Below are 20,523 nucleotides of genomic sequence, written 5' to 3'. Positions count from 1 at the left end.
GATCCGTTCTCCTTTTGGCATTTTCTTGAGAGCTTGTTATCTTCTTATTATATCATTTTCACAGGAGGGACTAAAGCAAGAAGTCATGCTCCTCTTGGCCCCATTTTAGGAGATTTGTGCTACAATAAAAGTTGAAGAGACAGAAAGGATACCACCTATGACCAGCATTTATGATTTTTCTTTAGAAAACCAGAATGGGGAGGAGATCCCCCTTTCTCACTACCAAGGTAAGGTCCTCATCGTGGTCAATACAGCAACAGGCTGTGGCTTGACCCCGCAATACCAAGGATTGCAAGATCTCTACCTGCGCTACCAGGAAAAGGGGCTGGAAATCCTAGACATTCCCTGCAACCAATTCATGGGGCAGGCACCAGGAACTGCAGATGAAATCAATAGCTTCTGTAGCCTCAACTACCAGACCACCTTCCCACGATTCGCTAAAGCCAAGGTTAATGGTAAAGAAGCCCTTCCTCTTTATGACTGGCTCAAAAACCAAGTAGCCGGGCCACTAGGCAAACGCATCGAATGGAACTTTGCAAAATTTGTCATCGACCGACAAGGCCAAGTCGCCCAACGCTTCTCCTCCAAAACAGAACCAGCTGCTATGGAAGACTTGATCCAAGAATTACTTGAGAAATAAGCAAAAAGCCTGAAAGTGTAGTCAGGATTTTTGATGAATGGCTATTTATTTTCGAGACTTTCCGTTGTGAGAAAAGTGCCTGAAACAATAACGTTTCAGGCACTCAGGAATTTTGAGAGTAAAACAGTTTGGGAAACTGTTTTAGCCTGAGCCCAGAAATTAAAGAGCGAAGGGGCTCAATAATTAGTCATGGAACTTCCTGGATTGCTGAAATCATCCACTGGATAATTTCACCTAACGTCCGTACTCACCTAAGGAAAGTTTCTAAGAAGTCATTATCCATAAGCCAAAAAAGCCTGAGCCAACGCTCAAGCTTTTTTTATTATTAATCAATTTCAAGTCCACCGGTGTACAGGCGGTAATAGGTGCCACGTTCTGCCATCAAGGAAGCATGGTTGCCTCGCTCGATGATGCGTCCGTGGTCCATCACCATGATGACATCGGAATTGACAATCGTCGATAGACGGTGGGCGATAACAAAGACAGTCCGACCTTCCATCAGGCGATCCATCCCTTCTTGCACCATTTTCTCTGTCCGTGAGTCAATGGAAGACGTCGCTTCGTCCAGAATCAAGACAGGCGCATTGGCAAGGGCTGCACGGGCAATGGCGATCAATTGTCGTTGACCATTTGATAGGCCAGCCCCATCATCCGTCAAGACTGTCTCATAGCCCTGATCCAAGTGCTTAACAAAGGAATCCACATTGGCAATCCGAGCTGCTTCAAGGATTTCTTCCCGTGTTGCATCAGCACGGCCATAAGCGATGTTTTCCGCAATCGTACCAGTGAATAAGTGGGTATCTTGAAGAACGATTCCGAGGGAACGACGCAGAGAATCTTTCTCAATCAATTTAATATCGATCCCATCATAAGTAATCATTCCGGATTGGATGTCATAGAAGCGGTTGATCAAGTTGGTGATGGTTGTCTTTCCTGCACCAGTCGCTCCGACAAAGGCCACTTTTTGCCCCTTATCCGCGTACAAGTTGATGCCATGAAGGATTTGTTTCTTCCCATCATAAGAGAAATCAACATCATCAAAGACCACATTTCCGACCATCTTGACAAGCTGGTAATCTCCGTTTGGACGTGGGTGTTTCCAAGCCCATTTCTTGGTTTTCTGATCAGTTTCGACCATTTCTCCATCGACCAGTTCATAATTGACCAGCGTCACTTTTCCTTGGTCGACTTCTTCTTCTTCATCCAAGAGATCAAAGACACGATCTCCACCAGCCAAGGCCATGAGGACAAAGTTCAATTGTTGAGAGACCTGTGCAATGGGACCTGTGAAGGAACGGTTCAATTGCAGAAAGGCCATGAGACCACCAATGGTTAAACCACCGACGCCGTTTAGCGCAAAGAGTCCCCCGATCAAGGCTGTTAGAACAAAGGAGACATTTCCCAAGTTCCCAAGAATCGGCATGAGGACATTGGCATAGCGGTTGGCTTGGTAGGAAGACTCAAAGAGTTGGTCATTGATCCGGTCAAAATCCTCAATGCTTTCTCTTTCATGCACAAAGGCCTTGACCACTTTTTGACCAGACATCATTTCTTCAATAAAGCCGTTCTCAATCCCCAAGTTCTTTTGTTGGGCGCCAAAGTAACGACCTGACTTGCCAGAGACATCCTTGATGATAAAGACCATGACGATGACCATGACAAGAACAATCAAGAACAAGAGCGGACTAACCGTCAGCATGGTAATCGTTACCCCAAGGATGGTAATCGCTGAGGATAAGAGTTGAGGAATGGATTGTTCAATCGCTTGGCGAAGAGCATCAATATCATTGGTATAGATAGACATGATGTCCCCGTGTTGGTGGGTATCAAAGTAACGAACTGGCAGTTTTTGCATGCGAGCAAACAACTGATTTCGAAGACTTCTAAGTGAGTCTTGTGAAACGGTCGCCATGATCAAGGTAAAGCCATAGTTAGCAAGGACCCCGATCAAACAGATCAAACCAACTCGTGTTAAGAAGGACAAGAGCGGTCCAAAATCATGGCTATTACTTGTCAGCATGGGCTCCACATAGACATCGACCAAGGACTGAATCGAAGCTGTCACATTAACCGTCGCAAGAGACGATAGAATGATTAAGATAAAGGAAACAATCAAGGATACCTTGTGGTTTTTCCAAAGGAAGTCTAGCAGGCGAAGGATAGAGCCTAGATTTGCTTTTTTCTTAGTTTTCATCTGCTTCTCCTTTCCCTTGTGTTTGCATTTCATATACTTCTTGGTAGATGGCATTGGTCGCAAGCAATTCCTCGTGACGACCGATCGCATCGATTTGACCATCATTCATCACGATAATACGATCTGCATCTTGAATAGAGGAAATCCGTTGACCAATGATGATTTTGGTGGTCTCTTTCAAGCTGGTTGCCAATCCTTGACGGATCAAACTATCCGTCTTGGTATCGACCGCTGAAGTCGAATCATCCAAGATCAAGATCTTGGGATTCATGAGAAGGGCACGCGCGATACAAAGACGCTGGCGCTGACCACCTGAGACATTGGATCCCCCACGCTCAATCATGGTGTCATAACCCTCTTTGAAATCTTGAATAAATTCATCGGCTTGGGCGATCTTACAAGCTGCGATGATCTCTTCATCCGTCGCATCCTTATTTCCCCAGCGCATATTTTCTTTAATCGTACCAGAGAACAGGACATTGGTCTGAAGAACCATGGCCACTTGCTTACGAAGGGAATCAAGATCGTATTCTTTGACATCGTGGCCTGCTACTGTCACCCGACCAGACTCAACATCATAGAGACGAGGAATCAACTGAACCAAGCTTGATTTCCCTGATCCTGTTCCTCCCAAGATACCAATAACTTCCCCTGAACGAATGGAAAGATTAATCCCTTGTAAGACATGGGTCTTGTCGCCATTTTCATCGGTATAAGCAAAGGTCACATCCTCAAAGTTGATGGATCCATCAGCGACTTCTTTGATCCCATTTTCTGGAGAGTCAATCGTCGTTTTGGTCGTTAAGACTTCATTGATCCGCTCGACAGAAGCCATGGAAATCGACAACATGACAAAGATCATCATAAACATCATGAGCGACATGAGAATGGTCATGGTGTAACTAAACATAGAAGTCAAATTCCCAGTAGAGAGTTGACCACCAACGATCAGATGTGCCCCAATCCAAGAGATCAAAAGGAAAGAAGCATACATGGAAAGCATCATAGCTGGGCTACTCAAGACAACGACACGGATAGCCTTCATAAACATGTTATAAATCAAACGCGAAGCCTTCTTGAATTTAACGGTTTCATCTGCTTCCTTAACGTAGGACTTCACCACCCGCATATTGGTGATGTTTTCTTGAATGCTATTGTTGAGATTATCATAAGCTTCAAATACTTCTGTGAAGAGCGGATACACAATCTTCATGATGATGCTTAAGACAGCTGCCAAAAAGATGGTCACATAGACAAAGATCATGGCCATTTCCGGATTGATCAAGAAACAAGCAACAATGGCAAAGATCAAATTGAGCGGTGCCCGTACACAGATCCGGATCACCATTTGATAGGCATTTTGCACATTGGTTACGTCCGTCATCATCCGAGTGACTAACCCACCTGATGAGAACTGATCAATATTCTCAAATGAGAAGGTTTGAACCTTTTTGAAAATGGCCCGACGAAGGTTTTTGGCAAAACCAGCCGATGCATAGGCGCCATAACGGGCAGACTGCATCCCACAAAAGAGGGAGAGAAAGGCACAGACCAGCATGAGCCCACCGTAAAACAAAATATTGTTCATGTTTCTTTGTTGAACACCCTGGTCCAAAAGACTCGCCATGACAAAGGGAATCGAAATCTCAAACATGACTCCAAATACCATGAACAAGGAAGCCAAAATCGAGGGCTTCTTGAATTCTTTGATCTCGGAAATTAAGGATCGAATCATTATTACCTCCAATGTTATTCATACTTTTTCCTGTGGTAGAAGCAAAGCTTCTTTCCACCGAAAATAGGTCAAAACACACAAAATTCCCTGAGGGAAAGACCCTAGGGATTACGCATTTTTTATAGTCTTCATTGTAACCTAAATTACAAAAAAATGCAAGATTTTTAGACAGTGTCATTTTTTCTGTTTATTCAGTGCAAAAGAGGCTGGGACAAAAGTCCTAGCCTCTCAATTGTCTTTGGATTGTCGAGCAAGACGCAGTGGTTGAGTGGGCCCTACTACGCTGATTTCATCAGCTTTTACAGCCCTACTCAACTGTGCGGAGGTGGGACGACGAAATCGAATTCTAACGAATTACCAATTTCTGTCCCACTCTCTTTTTTATTTATTCAGCTAAGAGCACTTCTTTGATGGTTTGTTTTTGTAGTTTTCTGTTGGATAGATAAAAGAGGCTTTCGTAAACCACAGCAAAAGCAAGCAAGGTCCAGAAGCACACATTCCCATCAAAGTAATGCTCAATCTTTTCAGGAACCGTATCTTTGATCACACCGATCAAGATTTCCATAATGCCATATTGATAAGCCGTCCCAAGAACAAATCCTAAATAAGCCCAAAAACGATAGGGAGCGAGAATATGACTTTGGCATTCACGATTGGTGTAGCCAAAAGCCTTCATAAGAGCCAAGGTTTCGCGGCTTTCTGAGACCACAATCCCCAATGACAAAAAGAGAATCGAGAAAGAAAGGATCAAGCCAATCATAATCATCATGGTTTGGATGATGTCATCTGTGTAATCCCTGAGGCCAAAGGACAATTGAACCATGGCCGCAAAACACATGGATCCAAAGACCACAAAAAACAAGATAGATTTTCTCCCCCATATCAGTGACGAGGACAGCTCTTTTAGGAAGTCTTTCTCTTTCTTAGGAGCTCGCTTTCTCCTTTTGACCTTGATTGGTGTTGGAGATTTTTTCAATAAGCGAAGAGCCGGCGTTTGTAGTTGTCTTCTAGCATAACCAATCGCGAGAAGCATAAAGAAGGTCGTTGGCAGGATCACCAAAGCAAGCAAGAGTTGCCAGTGAAGGTGAATGGTAATTTCTGGCAAAATCCCCTTCTCATTACGGAAGTCGTAAAAATGTCTCATCATGAGAAATGAAGCAAAATAGCCGAGAAGCGCTCCAGCTCCAAAACTGAGTCCAAAGGCCCAAAATCGTTTCGCCAACTGGCCATTACTATATCCCAAAGCCTTTAAAATCCCTAATTGTTCCTTGTGGTCATCGACAAATTGTTTGATATAAAAACACATGAGAAGGACCGACGTCAAGGACAAGACGACCCCACTGACCATGGCCACCATCCAAGAAAGCGAAACTTGGGCATCATAGTAGGTCTGCATCATGGGATTGGTTTTCGAAATCTCCAACTGTTCGATATCCAGATAAAAATTCAAGAAGAGATTGGCCACAAAGACCGCACAAGCCCCAATGATACTGACGACAACTAATTTTCGAATATCTTTTACTGAAAACATGGCTTACCATCCAATCTCATAGGCAGTCTGAGGCTGATCATTGGTCACAACTTGGGTAATCTTGCCACTATTGACACGAATAATGGTTCTAGCCATATCCGCAATATTTTGGTTGTGCGTCACCATGATGAGGGTAAAGCCTAGCTTTTCCTTCAACTTCCAGATATAGTCCAGAATCTTGCGCCCTGTTTCTTCATCCAGGGCTCCCGTCGGCTCATCTAAGAAGAGAATCTCTGGCTTTTTGGCCAAGGCCCGAGCAATGGACACTCTCTGCTGTTCCCCACCAGACAATTCACTCGGATACTTGTCCAGCTTATCGCCAAGCCCCAAATCCTCGATGATCTGCAAAAAATCATGATTGTTTGCCAGGTCAGCACCCATCTTTACATTCTGTCTGACCGTCAGATTCGGCAATAAATAATACTGCTGGAAGATAAAGGCAATCTTCTCACGTCTAAAGGCTGTCAATTGAGCATCCGTGAGTTGAGACAAATCTTGTCCTTGAATAAGGATATGCCCTTCGTCTACCTTTTCTAAGCCTGATAACACATTTAAGAGAGTTGACTTGCCCGATCCAGAAGGACCGAGGATAACCACATCATCCTGGTCTTGTATCTGCAAATCAATCCCCTTTAAAACCTTGGTTTGGCCGTAACTTTTGTGTACATTTTCTAGTTGAATCATTTCTTTCCTACCATTTCTTTGATGAGAGATTGACAAACCTCTGTCAGTAATCCAATCACTTCTTCCATGCCGAACTGATAAATACCAGAAGCAACCATAGAGGCCATCCCGTGTGAGTAGATAAATAGATGCTGGTACAAGCGACTAGCTTCCTCTACAGTCAAAGGATAGTCTGCGACAATCGAATCCAGAACTAATTGGTAACTATGATCCTTCATGGGAAGAAAATCTTGAAAGCGACGAATCGGATCTTTACTAGGATTTTGGAAAAGCAATTGAAAGAGTTGGGGTTCTTTTGAAGCGAAAAGGATATAAGCAACTCCGACAGATCGAAAAGGTTTCTCATCTTCTAAGGCCTTGCGAATATACTCCACCACCACCATCTCCGCAGCACCAATAACCTCTGCTTGTAACTCAGCCATATTGGCAAATTGCCCAAAAATGACTCTCGGTGTGGCTCCCAGTTTCTCCGCTAATGCTCTAGCAGTTAAACTAGCCATTCCCTCTTCTCTCACCAATTGTAAAGCTGTCCCAATCATAGCCTCTTTACTAAATTTAACCTTGGGTGGCATAAGACTCCTTTCACGCAACATCTGTTGCGCAACACTTGTTGCATAAAGAATACCATAAAAAAGAAAGACTTGTCAAGAAAAATCTGAAAACCACAAAACAAAAACCAGACCACCGATAAGAGTGGAATCTGGTTTGATAACCATTATTCTAAGGCAAATCATTTCCCGCCGCCAAGTAGATTTGGTACCACTCCTTGCGCGTTAGGGTCACTGCTGCTGCTTTCCCTGCTTCAAGGACATGCTGGGGCTTGGTCGTTCCGATGACCGCCTGCATCTTACCAGGATAGCGGAGGACCCAAGCAAGGGCGATAGCTGTCGGTGTGACCTGGTATTTTTTCGCCAAGTCAGTAAGGACATGATTGAGAGCTGCAAACTCTTCCTTGCCGACAAAATTCCCCTTGAAATAGCCATGCTGGAGGACAGACCAGGCCTGAATCACAGTATCAGTTAAACGACAATACTCAAAGACACTGCCATCTCGCACGGCTGCTTTTGCCCCTTCCATGTTGACATGAAAACCAGCTTCAAAGCTCGGTGTAAAGGCGGCACTCAACTGCAGCTGGTTGACCTTGAGAGGTTGTTTGACAGCCGTCTTAAGCAATTCCATCATCATGGGATTTTGATTGGACACCCCAAAATGACGAACCTTGCCCGCTTGCTCCAACTGATCAAAAGCTGCTGCCACTTCTTCCGGTTCCATGAGGGCATCCGGTCGGTGAAGGAGGAGACTATCTAAGCGCTCGATCTGCAGACGATCGAGGATGCCATCGACGGAGTCCAAAATATAGTCCTTGGAAAAATCAAAATAGGTAAAACCGTCTTTGCGAATGCCACACTTGGACTGGATCCACATCTGGTTCCGAAGATCCGGACGGCGCTTGAGAACCTTACCCAACAGGACCTCACACTGGCCATCACCATAGATATCCGCTAGGTCAAAGGTGTTAATGCCAATCGACAAGGCTGCCTCTACCAAGGCCTCCACCTCATCTTCACTCATCTGACTGATCCGCATCATCCCAAGGACAATCGTGGACAGACGCTCATTTTCAGCAAACTCAATATAGTTCATGTCCGCCTCCTTTTCTGTAGTTCTATTGTAGTGAAAAGGATTTCAAAAGTCAATTTGAAATCAAAAAGCCCTCAGTTGTAACTGAGAGCTTATCTAATTAGCGATAGCTAAGAGCACGTTTAATGGTCTTCCATGGTCCGAGGTCATCGGTCTGAAGGATCAGGCTCGCATAGATACGAGCGATGAGAACTGTTCCCACGATGGTAAAGAGAACTGCAATTCCCAATGAAGCCCAAGCTTCAAGACCAGTCGCATAGCCATTGATGGTACGGAAAGGCATGAAGAAGGTTGAGAAGAAAGGAATGTAGGAACCGATTTTCAATAAGAAGACATCACCAGCACTTCCCAAGGTGGTTACCCCAAAGAAGCTAAAGAGGACTAACATCATCAGTGGCGAAATCGCTTTTCCTGAATCTTCAGGTCGTGCTACTGTGGAGCCTAAGAAGGCAGAGAGCACCACATACATAAAGACCCCAAGGATAATGAAGAAGACCGTATTGAGCGAGATCGCTTCTGCTAGGTGCTGGGTAATTGGAGAGTTTGGAGCGAGAAAATCCTTGACAACAGGGATATCTGCTCTAAAGATCCAAACGGCTACAAGCCCAACGACATAGACAAAAATGTGGGTAAAAATCACTCCGAAGAGTCCGAGCATGCGTGCGAAAAAATAGTCGGTTGCTTTGATACTAGAGAAGACCACTTCCATGATCTTGGTTCCTTTTTCACTGGCCACTTCTTGGGCTGTGATACCAGAGTAGAACATCAAAATCATATAAAGCAACATTCCTAGAGCACCTGCAACCATGGTTTGCACCATTTTCAAGCCTTCTTTTTTCTCATCAATTTTTTCTTTCAGAGAAACCTGTTGAGACAAGGCTGTCAGTTGCTCTTTGCTTAAATTTGCACGCGCTAGATTGATTCCTTGTTGGACTTGGCTTAATTTCGCAGCGACAAGGGTTTTCAAATCTGTTTTCATGGCTTGGTCGCCCACATAAGTCGCTTCTAGCTGGCCATCTTTTTCATCGACCGTTAGGTAAGCAGCTGCTTTCTCATCCTTGATGGCTTTTTTAGCTGCAGCTTCATCCTTGTAGTCCAAGGTCAAGCCATCAGTTCCTTTGAGACTTTCTTTGACAGCTGGAACTTCTGTCACCAAGGCCACCTGGTTTTTGGCATCTGTAGAAGAACCTGTCAGATAACCGATTCCAATGCTCAATCCTAAAAAGAGGAAGGGACCGAAGACCATGAAGAGGAAACTCCATGATTTCACTTGTCTGATATAGGTTTCTTTCATTACGACAAACATCTGTTTCATACTTCTACTCCTGATTCAAGTTTAAAGATCTCATCAATAGTTGGGGCTTGGTGGTCAAAGGTTGCTAGGTAGTGGCCCTTGGTCAAGCGGTCAAATAATTCTGGACCAGCTGACGCATCATCCAAGATCAACTTCCAAGTACCTTGCTTGGTCATAGTCACCTTGGTCACGTGTGGCAGAGCTTCTAGCTCTTCTTTGCTAAAGTCGTTAGAAACAAAGAGACGAGTCTTGCCATAGCTATTACGGACCTCTTGGACTGGCCCTGAAAGGACAACCGAACCATCACGGATCATTAGGATATCATCACACAACTCTTCGACATTGGTCATGACGTGGTCAGAAAAGATAATGGTTGCCCCACGCTCTTTTTCTTCAAAGATGACCTGCTTGAGCACTTCTGTATTGACCGGATCCAAGCCGCTAAAGGGTTCATCTAAAATGATCAATTTAGGCTCATGGATCAAGGTGATGATCAATTGAACCTTCTGTTGGTTCCCTTTTGAGAGGCTCTTGATTTTATCGGTCAATTTTCCTTTTACTTGGAGTTTTTCCATCCAGGTCGGTAATTTTTCCTTGACCTCAGCAGTGCTCATTCCTTTTAAGGCAGCCAAATAGCGGACCTGCTCAAAAATCGTGAGTTTTGGCATAAGACTACGTTCTTCTGGCAAATAGCCAATTTCCTTGTAGGTTTCTTGGGTGATCGCTTTGCCACCTAGGCGAATCTCGCCGCTGTAGTCCAAAAAGCGCAAGATACTGTGGAAAATAGTTGTTTTCCCGGCCCCATTTTTCCCAACTAAGCCAAGGATATGCCCTTGTTGAGCTGTCAGATCTACTCCGAAGAGAACCTGCTTATTCCCAAAGCTTTTTTCTAAATTTCTAATTTCTAACATGGATGACTCCTCTACTCTTTATAATAACGTTTGGTAATCTTGTACTGAGAGACCAAGATATAGACATAAATCAGTGATACCACTACTAATGCTAACAAGATATCTGTATGGAAAGCAATGCCAACTAAGAATATCGCAATTAAGGAAATCGGCAAGATATAATTGCTTAACTTAATGATAATTTCATAGTTTTCCTCGTAGCTAATCTGCTTTTCTGCTTCATCCATCATACTCATCATAAATTCACGCACTTCCTTGGCATTGGCATTGCGGGGAATCGGTTTTCCATAAATCAGATGGAAGGTCTTGCGAAAGAAGATATCCGATAGGAAAAATAGGGCAATCAAGACAAGAAAGAGATAGAGCATGGTAAAGTCTCCAAAGATAAAAGCCAAGTGCCCTGTGGAAGGTCTATCCATATACACCCATTGACTATAAAAGATGATGACTAAAAAGTATGGCAAGATCATGACTCCTTTAAAAATGGTCGCTAACCCAAACAGTTTTTCCTTCTGGATGTCATAGTGATAGGCTTCCTCTTCGTCTTCTATCTGGAGCATTTTTTGATGGACTTTTCTCGCGCTTATTAGTAAGGCTATCGTGACCATAAACACGATAAGAAACAAAAGTATTGAACCCCAAAGGAGTCCTTCTTTACTAAAGAAGGATTGGATTTCAAGGGGTTTTTCGGATCCGAACATGCCTGTCAAAAAACCAATGACTCCTCCAATCAAGCCGGAAACTGTAATGATTCCGACATTTCTCCAAAACCGGTAACGAGCGGATCGTTCTTGTTGTTGCTTTTTCATATTATTCTTCTCCCTCTACTAGACTAAAGACATTCTCCACTGGTTCATTGAAGATCTGGGCAATGGTCATGGCGATAATGACAGAAGGTGTATACTCACCACGTTCCAAGAGACTGATGGACTGGCGCGAGACCCCTGCTAGCTTGGCTAGCTCGGATTGGTTGAGTCCATCACGCGCCCTCAGCTCTTTCAATCGATTTTTTAAAATCATGGCATCAGCCCCCTTATAGTTGAATACCTTGAATATCTTCGATACGGACTAACTTGGTTTCCCTCTGTTGTTTATGAATCACACGGGTCAGTTTGACCCAATCTTCATCAAAATCAACAATTTCCCACGTAGTTCCAAATCCATTTACTGTCACCTTGACCGTTTGGCCTTTTAATTCTTCTAAAAGTCTAGACATTTCTTGATTTCCTTTCACTTGTTTTTCTAATCTTTTAATACGTTTGTTCAACTTTTTTATCTTCTTTTCTGAGCTTGCATAAATGATAACCAGAAAAGGGATAAATAGAATCCATATAGCTCCCATAAGAATACCTCCCCTTCTTTCAACTAAAATTATTGTAACACTTCTTTTTCTTTTTGACAAGTATATTTTTCAAAAAAATAAAAATATTTGTCAAAAATAGAAGGATGGTTGACATGGATATTTTGAGGTAAGAAATAAAAGGCCCGCATTTGCGCACCTTTTAAAGATTCTTTTCTCCCTGCTATGAATCTGAAAAGACTTCCATAGTAAGAAATATAACTTTGGTCGCTACAAGATAATCTTACACGTGTTTAATATCGATGAAGTCTAAACTAGTAGGACTAGGCTAGCTCTGATCATTTTCATCATCCTTGTTCCCTGCATCTTCCACAAGCCACAGCAAAGTAATGATCAACTCATCAGCTTAAAAAACTTATCTACCACTCATATCTAGGAGGTTACCATGTCAACTATTCTTATTACCGTCCTTATTTTTTTAGCTGGACAAGGTCTTCGCTCCTACCTCAAGGTAAAAGGTTCTTGTGGCGATTGTAAGTGTTCCTGCCCCATCAAAGACGAAATGCACCAATCGCATCGCCACCAGTAAAGAATTGGTGTGTACCAGAAATCAGAAACGTAAAAAACCATTGGTCAATTGAACCAATGGTTTTTCTATCCTCCTATTTAATTCTCTACGATATTAAAATCTTGGGGAGCTTTGACTTCTTTTATCTGGTTAATATCTCGATAAGTAAATTCAAAATGGTCTTCATTGTTCACCGTTCGCCCTTTATCATTTTTCAATTTGGTATCTAGTTGAATCCTAGCCTCGCTAGGAACTAATTTTTCTTCTTTATTTGAGGAGTCTTTCTTCATAGACAAATAAATGTGCAACTTGACGGACTGAATCTCCTTTTTCCCTTTGGTGTAAAGCTCACTATCTAACAAAGTATTTTGAAATTCTCCAATTTGATCAATATCTTTCTTAACATCACCCTTAAATTCCAGATAGATATACTGACCATCGATAGTTTTTTTAAATCGATCCGCATACTTCTCATAAAGTTTTAAAATAAGCTCATGACGCCCCACTTCTGGATCTTTTCTATTTTTATATATTAGATCTGGATCTGTAGCTTCATCCACTCTATTCCAAGTCCAACTATCGTCTCCCTTCTTTATTTTTTTATACAGAACCCCTTTTTCAGGAGAATATAGTCTCAAAATTTTCTCCCCATAACCTGTAGAACCTATTTTATTGGCAAGACTTCGAAAATGATCTGAATCACTGTCTATCGTAGATCCATTTCCTCCATCTTTCGTATAAAATTCATTATATACTTGCGGGTCAAACTGAATTTTCCCATGTCGTAAGGTTGTTTCATACATTAGTGATTGTGAACCTTTTACCTCAAGTAGATTCTTTCGATAAATTTTACTGACATATTCCATGTTTTTTGCATCTCTCATGGCTTGGATATACGTTTTCACATCTTTACTCCCACTATCTTGTGTCGTATCCTTTGAAGGGGTTTTAGCCGATTGACAAGCTGAAAGGAATAGACAAGCAAGAAGAGATAAGAAAAACACTAATAATTTTCTTTTATGTTTCATATCTTCACTCCTTTTGAACTAAATACCACCTAATTTTTCAACAGCCTCTGGTACTTCTACTTGGACACCAGTATTTTGTTTTGAATAGGTAATTTTACACGTTAATTTTTCTTTCGCAAAAGATGAATTAGAAGTACAAGTATAAGTAACACCTAAAGGTGTCAAGTTCTCCTTAGAAACGATGAGGTCTATCTGGTAGCTCCCTTCTGAATTTTCAAAATAACTAACTCCTATGGGAACAGGGCCTTGCAACACGGCGTTATTTGGTTCTAGTAAATGATTGACATCCTTACTCTTATAGGTTAAGACATACTGGTCCTTTTTCTTGGTCACTTCAAACTTGTCTTTCTGTGTCTGAAAGAAGCGTATGGCTTCTTGATTTACCCCCACAGGTTGTTTATTCTCTTGAGAATAAGAAAACATTTCCCACTCTGATGAGTCTTTTGGTCTAGAATACTCGTGAAAGGCATCGTAATACTCTTCTTGACTCGTACCGTTGTTCGTATATAGTCCACGTACCCTCACTGGTTTTAATTCAAAGGATCCTTCAAAAGTCAGAGTATATACTGCGTGTGTATCTCCATCACTTGTTGGTTCACTAAACTTTCTCTCAATCTTACTCTCCAGTTTGATTTCCCCATCTTTGAGGTGTTCAAAAGCCTGGAGCCCCTTGTCGATAATTTGTTCTTGACTTAGTTCCTTTGAATTTCCCTTCTTGCCCTCAGCCTGTTGACATCCAACTAGACTAACTACTGCCAACAAACCAACAAGTGACAGGATAGGTTTTCTCATATTTAACATCCCCATTCTCCTTCCTTTTTTCAGTAAATCTACTAATGTTTATTCTTCTATTATAAACGATCCTATGATATTTGTAAATTCTTTCAAAAACTTGTAAGAAGATTGTAATAAAACAAAAACAGCTAAGAGCATGTCTCAACTGTTTTCATCAAATTTTTAACGTACTTCTGCATTAACTTTTTCTTCGAGAGAAGCTTGGATTTTTTCCATGTAGCGAGCGACTTCTTCATCCGTCAAACTATCTTCTGGATTTTGGAAGGTCAAGCTGTAGGCCATAGACTTCATGCCAAGTCCTAGTTTTTCACCTGAGAAGACGTCAAAGAGTTTGATGTCTGTTAAGCGTTTCACGCCAGCAGCTTGAATCGCATCAACCACTTCTTGGTGGGTCACTTCTGCTTTGAGGAGAAGGGCGATATCACGGCTCACTGCTGGGAATTTGGTGATTTCCACAAAGGCTGCGGCTGGTTGAAGAGCTGCTTCAATAGCAGATAAGTTCAATTCTGCCACATAGGTTTCTGGGATATCATAAGCCTTAGCTGTTACAGGATGGACTTGTCCCAAGACCCCAATCACTTGGTCACCAAGTGAGATCAAGGCTGTCCGCCCTGGGTGGAGACTCTTGATTTCTTGTGTTGCTGTATAAGTCACATCAAGACCCAAGCGAGCAAAGAGGGCTTCAAGGATTCCCTTAGCATAGAAGAAGTCAACTGGAACAGCTGCAGTTTGAAAGTCTTTTTCAGCGACTAGGCCAGTTAAAGCAAAGGCAAAGCTGTTGATTTCGTTTGGTAATTCTTCTTTTGGATTGCCTGTCTGTTCAAAGACTTTTCCGATCTCGTAGAGGGCCAAATCTTTGTTCTTACGAGCGACGTTATAAGCTACGGTATCTAAGATCCCTGAGATCATATTTTGACGGAGGACTGAACGATCCACAGTCATTGGCCACATAAGTTCTGTTAAGTTACTCGGCGCAGTCGCAAATTCAACGGCTTTTTCAGGAGTTGTCAGCGCATAAGTGATGATTTCAGTCAAGCCTGCTCCTTCTGCAATAGTCCGAACTTGGCGACGCAGTTTTTGAGTCGCTGTCAATTCACCTGCTGTCCCGTCATCTTTTGGAAGGGTTGCTGGTAATTTGTCATAACCATAAATCCGAGCGATTTCTTCAAAGAGGTCCGCTTCGATGGTGATGTCCCAACGGCGACGTGGAACGCTGACAGTAAAGCTTTCAGCATTTCCAGAAAGGCCAAATCCAAGACAACGGAAGACATCTTCGACATCCGCGTAGGAAAGTTCTGTACCAAGGACACGGTTAACGTCTGCAAGGGTTGAAGAAACTTCCACATCAGAAGTGTCGAGCTGACCTGCTGAAACGATTCCCTTACGCACGGTTGCACCAGCCAATTCTGCAATCATGCTTGCTGCCGCATCAAGTGCTTCATTGACGGTTGCCACGTTGATGCCTTTTTCAAAGCGAGAAGATGACTCTGAACGAAGGTTGAGGCGACCGCTGGTCTTACGGATTGATTTGCCATTGAAGACAGCTGCCTCAAGGACAACACGAGTAGATTTTTCAGAGATTTCTGTAGCTTCTCCACCCATGACACCTGCAAGAGCTACTGGTTTGTCCGCAACCGTAATCACGAGGTCACTTGCTTCTAACTCGCGTTCTTCCCCATCTAAGGTTACCAATTTTTCACCAGCACGCGCTTCACGCACACGAATCTCGCTTCCTTCAAAGGTATCCAAGTCAAAGGCATGCATCGGCTGACCAAAGTAAAGCAAGATATAGTTGGTCACGTCGACCACATTATTGATCGGACGGATACCTTCGTTCATGAGAAGATTTTGCAACCATTGTGGACTTGGTGCGATGGTTACATTGTCCAAGATACGAGCTGCATAATAAGGAGCCTTGTCTGTGTCAATGCTGACAGAAAGAGCATCTGCTACAGCTTGGTCTGTTTCTGTTAAGCTAAATTCTTTAAAGTTGACCGCCTTGTCATAGATCGCTGCTACTTCGTGCGCTACCCCACGCATAGAAAGAGCGTCTGCACGGTTTGGAGTGATGGAAAGTTCAATAATCTCATCATCCAAGTCGAGGTAAGAGAAGACTTCTTCTCCTGGAACAGCATCTTCTGGCAAGATTTGGATGCCATCTGCGAATTCTTTCGGGACAACAGAGTCAGAAATACCCAACTCACCCAAAGAACAGATCATCCCAAGGGATTCTAAGCCACGGATTTTCCCTTTTTTAATCTTGTAGTTGTCCGCGATGCGAGCACCTGGAAGAGCTACCATGACCTTGATGCCTGCACGCACATTTGGTGCTCCACAGACGATTTGACGGGCTTCTTCTTCACCCACATTGACTTGGCAGACATGAAGGTGTGTTTCTGGCACATCTTCGCAAGACAAGACTTCTCCGACAACGATTTTTGAGAGACCAACAGCAGGCGATTCCACACCTTCTACTTCGATCCCTGTAGTTGACATTTTTTCAGCCAACTCTTCTGATGGCACATCCACGTCCACCAATTCTTTTAACCATTTATAACTAACTAACATATGTAAGATACCAAGGGAAATGCTGAAATCTAGATATCCTTCCTAGATCTCCATCCACCCTCGTTTTGATCCTTTCATTTTGTGTTTTCCAGCTCGAGGCTGGCTTAGGTAGGTCTCATAGCCTCCCCTTCTCTAGAATAGAAGTTTCTTGTTCCTTCTAGATCAATTTCTTTCTCAACAACCAGTCTGTATCCACGGTATCTCCGGTGATATACTGGTGTTCACTAAATCGTTCAAATCCAAAGCGATAGTAAAAATTTTGCGCCTTAAAGTTGCGTTCCCAGACACCTAGCCAAGCCCACTCAAAGCCACGGCTCTTGGCTTGATCCAGCGCAAAGCTAAACATTTCCTTGCCAAAACCAGCCCGATGAAATTCCTTTTTGACATAGATCCGTTGGATCTCAAAGGACTTGTCCATCTCTACTGGCTCGGTCTGCGCCTGACCCCAGTTGATCTTGAGAAAACCACAGATTTCTTGTTCTTCATTGAGGACAAAATAGGTTTCGGATTCTGGATCTAACAGATCCTTCTCGATTTGCTCCAAAGAGAGCACAGTAGAGAAGTAATCTTCCAAATCTTCCTCAACAATATAGGGACCAAAGGTATCCCCATAGGTTTCCACTTCTAGGTCACGTAAGGTCTCTAATTGATCGATTTTTACTCTAACTAACATGATTATTTAAACTGTTCTGAGAAGCGAACATCTCCTTGATAGAAGCCACGGATATCATTGATTCCGTAACGAAGCATGGCCACACGCTCTTGACCAAGTCCAAAGGCAAATCCTGAATAGATTGTTGGATCAATCCCACTCATCTCAAGGACCCGTGGGTGAACCATACCGGCTCCCATGATTTCAATCCAACCAGTTTTCTTACATACGTTACATCCCGCTCCACCACATTTGAAGCAAGAGACATCGACCTCAACAGATGGCTCAGTGAATGGGAAGTAAGAAGGACGCAAACGGATTTGACGTTCTGCACCAAACATCTTTTGCACGATCAATTGAAGCGTTCCTTGAAGGTCGGCCATAGAAATGCTTTTCCCAACGACCAAGCCTTCGATTTGATGGAATTGGTGGCTGTGGGTCGCATCATCCGTATCCCGACGGAAAACCCGCCCTGGAGAGATCATCTTCAATGGTCCCTTGCTAAAGTCATGCGCATCCATAGCCCGCGCCTGTACAGGTGAAGTATGGGTCCGAAGCAAGATTTCTTCTGTGATATAGAAGGTATCCTGCATATCCCGCGCTGGGTGATCTTTAGGCAGATTCATCCGTTCAAAGTTATAATAGTCTTGCTCCACTTCAAAGCCGTCAACGACTTGATACCCCATCCCGATAAAGATATCTTCGATTTCTTCACTGGTTTGGGTCAAAATATGACGGTAACCACTAGCAACTGGACGACCTGGAAGGGTCACATCGATGCTTTCGCTAGCTAGTTTCGCTTGGACTTTCTTTTCTTCCAAGAGTTTGGCTGATTCTTCAAAGGCAGCCGTCAAGACATCACGGGCTTCATTGACGTGTTTTCCAATAACCGGACGCATCTCAGCAGAGACATCCTTCATCCCTTTAAGAATTTCCGTCAGAGATCCTTTCTTCCCAAGAACAGAGACCCGTAGTTCTTGCATCTCTTTTTTATTTTCAGCAGAGATCTGCTTCAAGGCTGCCAGCGTTTCTTCTCGAAGCGCTTTTAGTTGTTCTTCAATCGTTGACATATTTCCTCCATCATGGTCCACCTACAGACATAGAAAAAAACCGCGTGCCTTCTCCTAATCGGAGCGTTGACACGCGGTACCATCCGTTTTTTATCTGTAAACCAGACCTTAATTTCTAAATCCTTGCGCAAGTGAATTCACCCAGCTTTCATGCAAAGAGCTTTCAGTCACGGCTCTTCTCCCTGTCGCACTTCCCTTGAGGTACTAGTCTTGCAGATTTCTATTCAATTACTATCTAGTTTATCAGATTTTTAGTTAAAAAACAAGTTAGATGAGACTAATTTCAATAGAAGAAGGAACAGGACGTAATGCATTATCTATTTGCCTGGTCGGTTTCATCTGCATTCCTTTTCAATAGAAGAGTTGCTGCTTGGTTAAAACCATCACACCAGTTATACCATTTTGCTTCATACTCATCTTGAGGTAAGATACGATTTTTTAAATCCAAGACAGAGTCTATCTTTCTTTCCTCGCAAGCTTGCGCATAGAGAGCATACAAGTCATCGCCACCATCTCTATCAAACTCAGCAGAAATCGTATCTTGACCCGCCAACAAAGCCTGATAAGCCCTGTGATGCCCGTCTGTAATCAAGAAGCGATTTCCAAATGTAAGAATACTAATTGGATCCATATTGATGATTTCTGCCGACTGATCAAGCATCTGGATAGCTTGTAACTTCTTTTCTGATAAGTATAGTTGGGTCGGATGAAGGTCCGTTAGCTTGACTTTCATTTCTTTCTCCTCAAAGGTCCCGATTAAAAGACCTATCAAAGCCAAATTCTCCTGCTACTCTTGTGATTCGTTTCGTTTTTATTTAATGACTTGTCCAGCATCTTTCAAGACAGATTCTGGAATAGTAATGCCCAATTCATCTGCGACTTTTTTATTGATGACAGATTTTCCTTGGCTAAAGATTTCAACAGGTGTGTCTGCAGGTTTTTGACCTTTCAAGATCTTCGCAGCCATTTTACCAGTTGCTACCCCAAGATCATGTTGGTCGACAACGACTGAACCAAGGCCACCAGCTTCTACCATGGCTGTCGCACTTGGGAAGATTGGTTTTTTAGCATCTTTATTGGCTTCAACAACAGTTGAGAATGCTGATGCGATGGTATTGTCGATTGGAACCCAGATAGCATCCACTTTACCTGACATAACCGATACTGTTGAAGCAATTTCGTTTGTAGAAGGAACTGAATAAGGAACCACCTTGTAACCTGCTTTTTCAGCTAATTTTGTAAATTCTTCTACTTGAGATTTGGAATTATCTTCACTGGTTGAGTAAAGAACCCCGATTGTTTTTACGTTTGGAGTCAACTCTTTGATCAATTTCAACTGTTGCTCAGTAGGATTGTGGTCAGATACCCCAGTGATATTGCCACCTGGTTTTTTCAAATCTTTGACCAAGTTTGCACCGACTGGATCGGTTACAGCACCCATGACAATTGGTTTGTCTTTGGTTGCACTAGCCAAACCTTGAGCAGATGGGGTTGCAATCCCAATCAAGACTTGATTATCTTTTTCTGCCAATTGCTTACTCATAGTTGCAACCTTGTTTTGGTCCCCTTCTGCATTGAGGAAATCAATGTCCACTTTGTCCTTGTCATAGCCTTCTTCAGCTAGACCATCTTGAATCCCCTTGTAGATCAAATCAAGCGAAGGGTGGCTGACCAACTGCAAGACCCCAACTTTTGCCTTTTCATTGCTAGTTGCTGCCTTGTTGTCCTTACCAGCTGTAGCTGAATAGATCGCTGTCCCAATGACTGCTGCTGCAATCAAACCAATAATTCCCATTAACCGTTTATTTTTCATTTTACTACCTCTTCTATTTTTTCATTTTCTTCTATTTTTCATCCTCTAAAGAATGCGACGCCATCGTTTCTTCATATCTTTTCTCCCTTCTCATCTAAA

Annotated in this window: 20 protein-coding genes; 2 read left to right on the top strand and 18 right to left on the bottom strand. The window is 42.9% G+C overall.

What is annotated here, in order from left to right; translation table 11 throughout:
* Positions 1–157 precede the first annotated feature (157 nt).
* Positions 158–640: a glutathione peroxidase gene (locus SM121_RS05470; protein WP_320910561.1), complete on the top strand. Its 483-nt coding sequence runs from the start codon at positions 158–160 to the stop codon at positions 638–640.
* A 325-nt stretch (positions 641–965) separates the two neighbouring features.
* Here SM121_RS05470 and SM121_RS05465 read toward each other — a convergent pair whose 3' ends face one another.
* The 11 genes from SM121_RS05465 to SM121_RS05415 all read right to left on the bottom strand — a co-directional run bounded on the left by SM121_RS05465 (position 966) and on the right by SM121_RS05415 (position 11,972).
* Entirely contained in the window at positions 966–2,834 is a 1,869-nt protein-coding gene (locus tag SM121_RS05465; RefSeq protein WP_320910560.1) for an ABC transporter ATP-binding protein, read from the bottom strand.
* Positions 2,824–4,569: an ABC transporter ATP-binding protein gene (locus tag SM121_RS05460; protein ID WP_320910559.1), complete on the bottom strand. Its 1,746-nt coding sequence runs from the start codon at positions 4,567–4,569 to the stop codon at positions 2,824–2,826. The genes SM121_RS05465 and SM121_RS05460 overlap by 11 nt, the downstream gene beginning before the upstream one ends.
* 385 nt (positions 4,570–4,954) lie before the next feature.
* Positions 4,955–6,100, bottom strand: a complete 1,146-nt coding sequence (locus SM121_RS05455; RefSeq protein WP_320910558.1) for an FtsX-like permease family protein — start codon at positions 6,098–6,100, stop codon at positions 4,955–4,957.
* 3 nt (positions 6,101–6,103) lie between these two features.
* The gene (locus SM121_RS05450) at positions 6,104–6,784 is read right to left on the bottom strand and encodes an ABC transporter ATP-binding protein (protein ID WP_070665383.1); all 681 of its coding nucleotides are present in this window, start codon (positions 6,782–6,784) and stop codon (positions 6,104–6,106) included.
* The gene (locus SM121_RS05445) at positions 6,781–7,356 is read right to left on the bottom strand and encodes a TetR/AcrR family transcriptional regulator (RefSeq protein WP_129299130.1); all 576 of its coding nucleotides are present in this window, start codon (positions 7,354–7,356) and stop codon (positions 6,781–6,783) included. Before SM121_RS05445 ends, SM121_RS05450 begins: the two co-directional genes overlap by 4 nt.
* Positions 7,357–7,504: 148 nt before the next feature.
* A complete protein-coding gene (locus SM121_RS05440) occupies positions 7,505–8,428 on the bottom strand; it encodes an aldo/keto reductase (RefSeq protein WP_320910557.1) in 924 nt (307 codons plus the stop codon).
* A gap of 97 nt (positions 8,429–8,525) precedes the next feature.
* Entirely contained in the window at positions 8,526–9,740 is a 1,215-nt protein-coding gene (locus SM121_RS05435) for an ABC transporter permease (RefSeq protein ID WP_320910556.1), read from the bottom strand.
* Positions 9,737–10,630, bottom strand: coding sequence for an ABC transporter ATP-binding protein (locus SM121_RS05430; protein ID WP_247913835.1), 894 nt, complete (start codon positions 10,628–10,630; stop codon positions 9,737–9,739). Before SM121_RS05430 ends, SM121_RS05435 begins: the two co-directional genes overlap by 4 nt.
* Before the next feature lie 11 nt (positions 10,631–10,641).
* Positions 10,642–11,439 (bottom strand): DUF3169 family protein, encoded by a 798-nt coding sequence (locus SM121_RS05425; RefSeq protein WP_045759650.1) that lies wholly within the window; start codon positions 11,437–11,439, stop codon positions 10,642–10,644.
* 1 nt (position 11,440) lies between these two features.
* Positions 11,441–11,650, bottom strand: coding sequence for a helix-turn-helix transcriptional regulator (locus SM121_RS05420; RefSeq protein WP_024056334.1), 210 nt, complete (start codon positions 11,648–11,650; stop codon positions 11,441–11,443).
* 13 nt (positions 11,651–11,663) lie between these two features.
* Positions 11,664–11,972 (bottom strand): hypothetical protein, encoded by a 309-nt coding sequence (locus SM121_RS05415; RefSeq protein WP_155126211.1) that lies wholly within the window; start codon positions 11,970–11,972, stop codon positions 11,664–11,666.
* Between the two features lie 403 nt (positions 11,973–12,375).
* On the opposite strand from SM121_RS05415, the gene SM121_RS05410 reads away from it, so the two are divergent.
* Positions 12,376–12,519: a FeoB-associated Cys-rich membrane protein gene (locus SM121_RS05410; RefSeq protein WP_155126213.1), complete on the top strand. Its 144-nt coding sequence runs from the start codon at positions 12,376–12,378 to the stop codon at positions 12,517–12,519.
* 77 nt (positions 12,520–12,596) lie between these two features.
* Here the strand turns inward: SM121_RS05410 and SM121_RS05405 are convergent, their stop codons facing one another.
* From SM121_RS05405 to trpX, 7 genes are all read right to left on the bottom strand, one after another.
* The gene (locus SM121_RS05405) at positions 12,597–13,526 is read right to left on the bottom strand and encodes a hypothetical protein (RefSeq protein WP_155126215.1); all 930 of its coding nucleotides are present in this window, start codon (positions 13,524–13,526) and stop codon (positions 12,597–12,599) included.
* 18 nt (positions 13,527–13,544) lie between these two features.
* The gene (locus SM121_RS05400; RefSeq protein ID WP_151378616.1) at positions 13,545–14,327 is read right to left on the bottom strand and encodes a DUF6612 family protein; all 783 of its coding nucleotides are present in this window, start codon (positions 14,325–14,327) and stop codon (positions 13,545–13,547) included.
* Between the two features lie 156 nt (positions 14,328–14,483).
* On the bottom strand, positions 14,484–16,889 hold the full coding sequence (gene pheT / locus SM121_RS05395; protein WP_320910555.1) for a phenylalanine--tRNA ligase subunit beta: 2,406 nt from the start codon (positions 16,887–16,889) through the stop codon (positions 14,484–14,486).
* A 157-nt stretch (positions 16,890–17,046) separates the two neighbouring features.
* Positions 17,047–17,562 carry a GNAT family N-acetyltransferase gene (locus tag SM121_RS05390; RefSeq protein WP_320910554.1) on the bottom strand — a complete coding sequence of 172 codons (516 nt, stop codon included), beginning with the start codon at positions 17,560–17,562 and terminating at the stop codon, positions 17,047–17,049.
* A 2-nt stretch (positions 17,563–17,564) separates the two neighbouring features.
* On the bottom strand, positions 17,565–18,611 hold the full coding sequence (pheS, locus tag SM121_RS05385; protein WP_031574521.1) for a phenylalanine--tRNA ligase subunit alpha: 1,047 nt from the start codon (positions 18,609–18,611) through the stop codon (positions 17,565–17,567).
* Between the two features lie 313 nt (positions 18,612–18,924).
* Entirely contained in the window at positions 18,925–19,344 is a 420-nt protein-coding gene (locus SM121_RS05380; RefSeq protein ID WP_129824083.1) for a chromosome partitioning protein ParB, read from the bottom strand.
* Between the two features lie 78 nt (positions 19,345–19,422).
* Positions 19,423–20,424, bottom strand: coding sequence for a tryptophan ABC transporter substrate-binding protein (gene trpX / locus SM121_RS05375; protein WP_031574527.1), 1,002 nt, complete (start codon positions 20,422–20,424; stop codon positions 19,423–19,425).
* Positions 20,425–20,523: the final 99 nt, after the last annotated feature.

It is taken from the genome of Streptococcus sp. S1 (genome assembly GCF_034137685.1).
In the GTDB taxonomy this organism is placed as follows: Bacteria; Bacillota; Bacilli; order Lactobacillales; family Streptococcaceae; genus Streptococcus; species Streptococcus dentalis.
The sequence above is the reverse complement of the archived record's forward strand: the minus strand, read 5'-3'. Positions and strand labels throughout refer to the sequence as shown.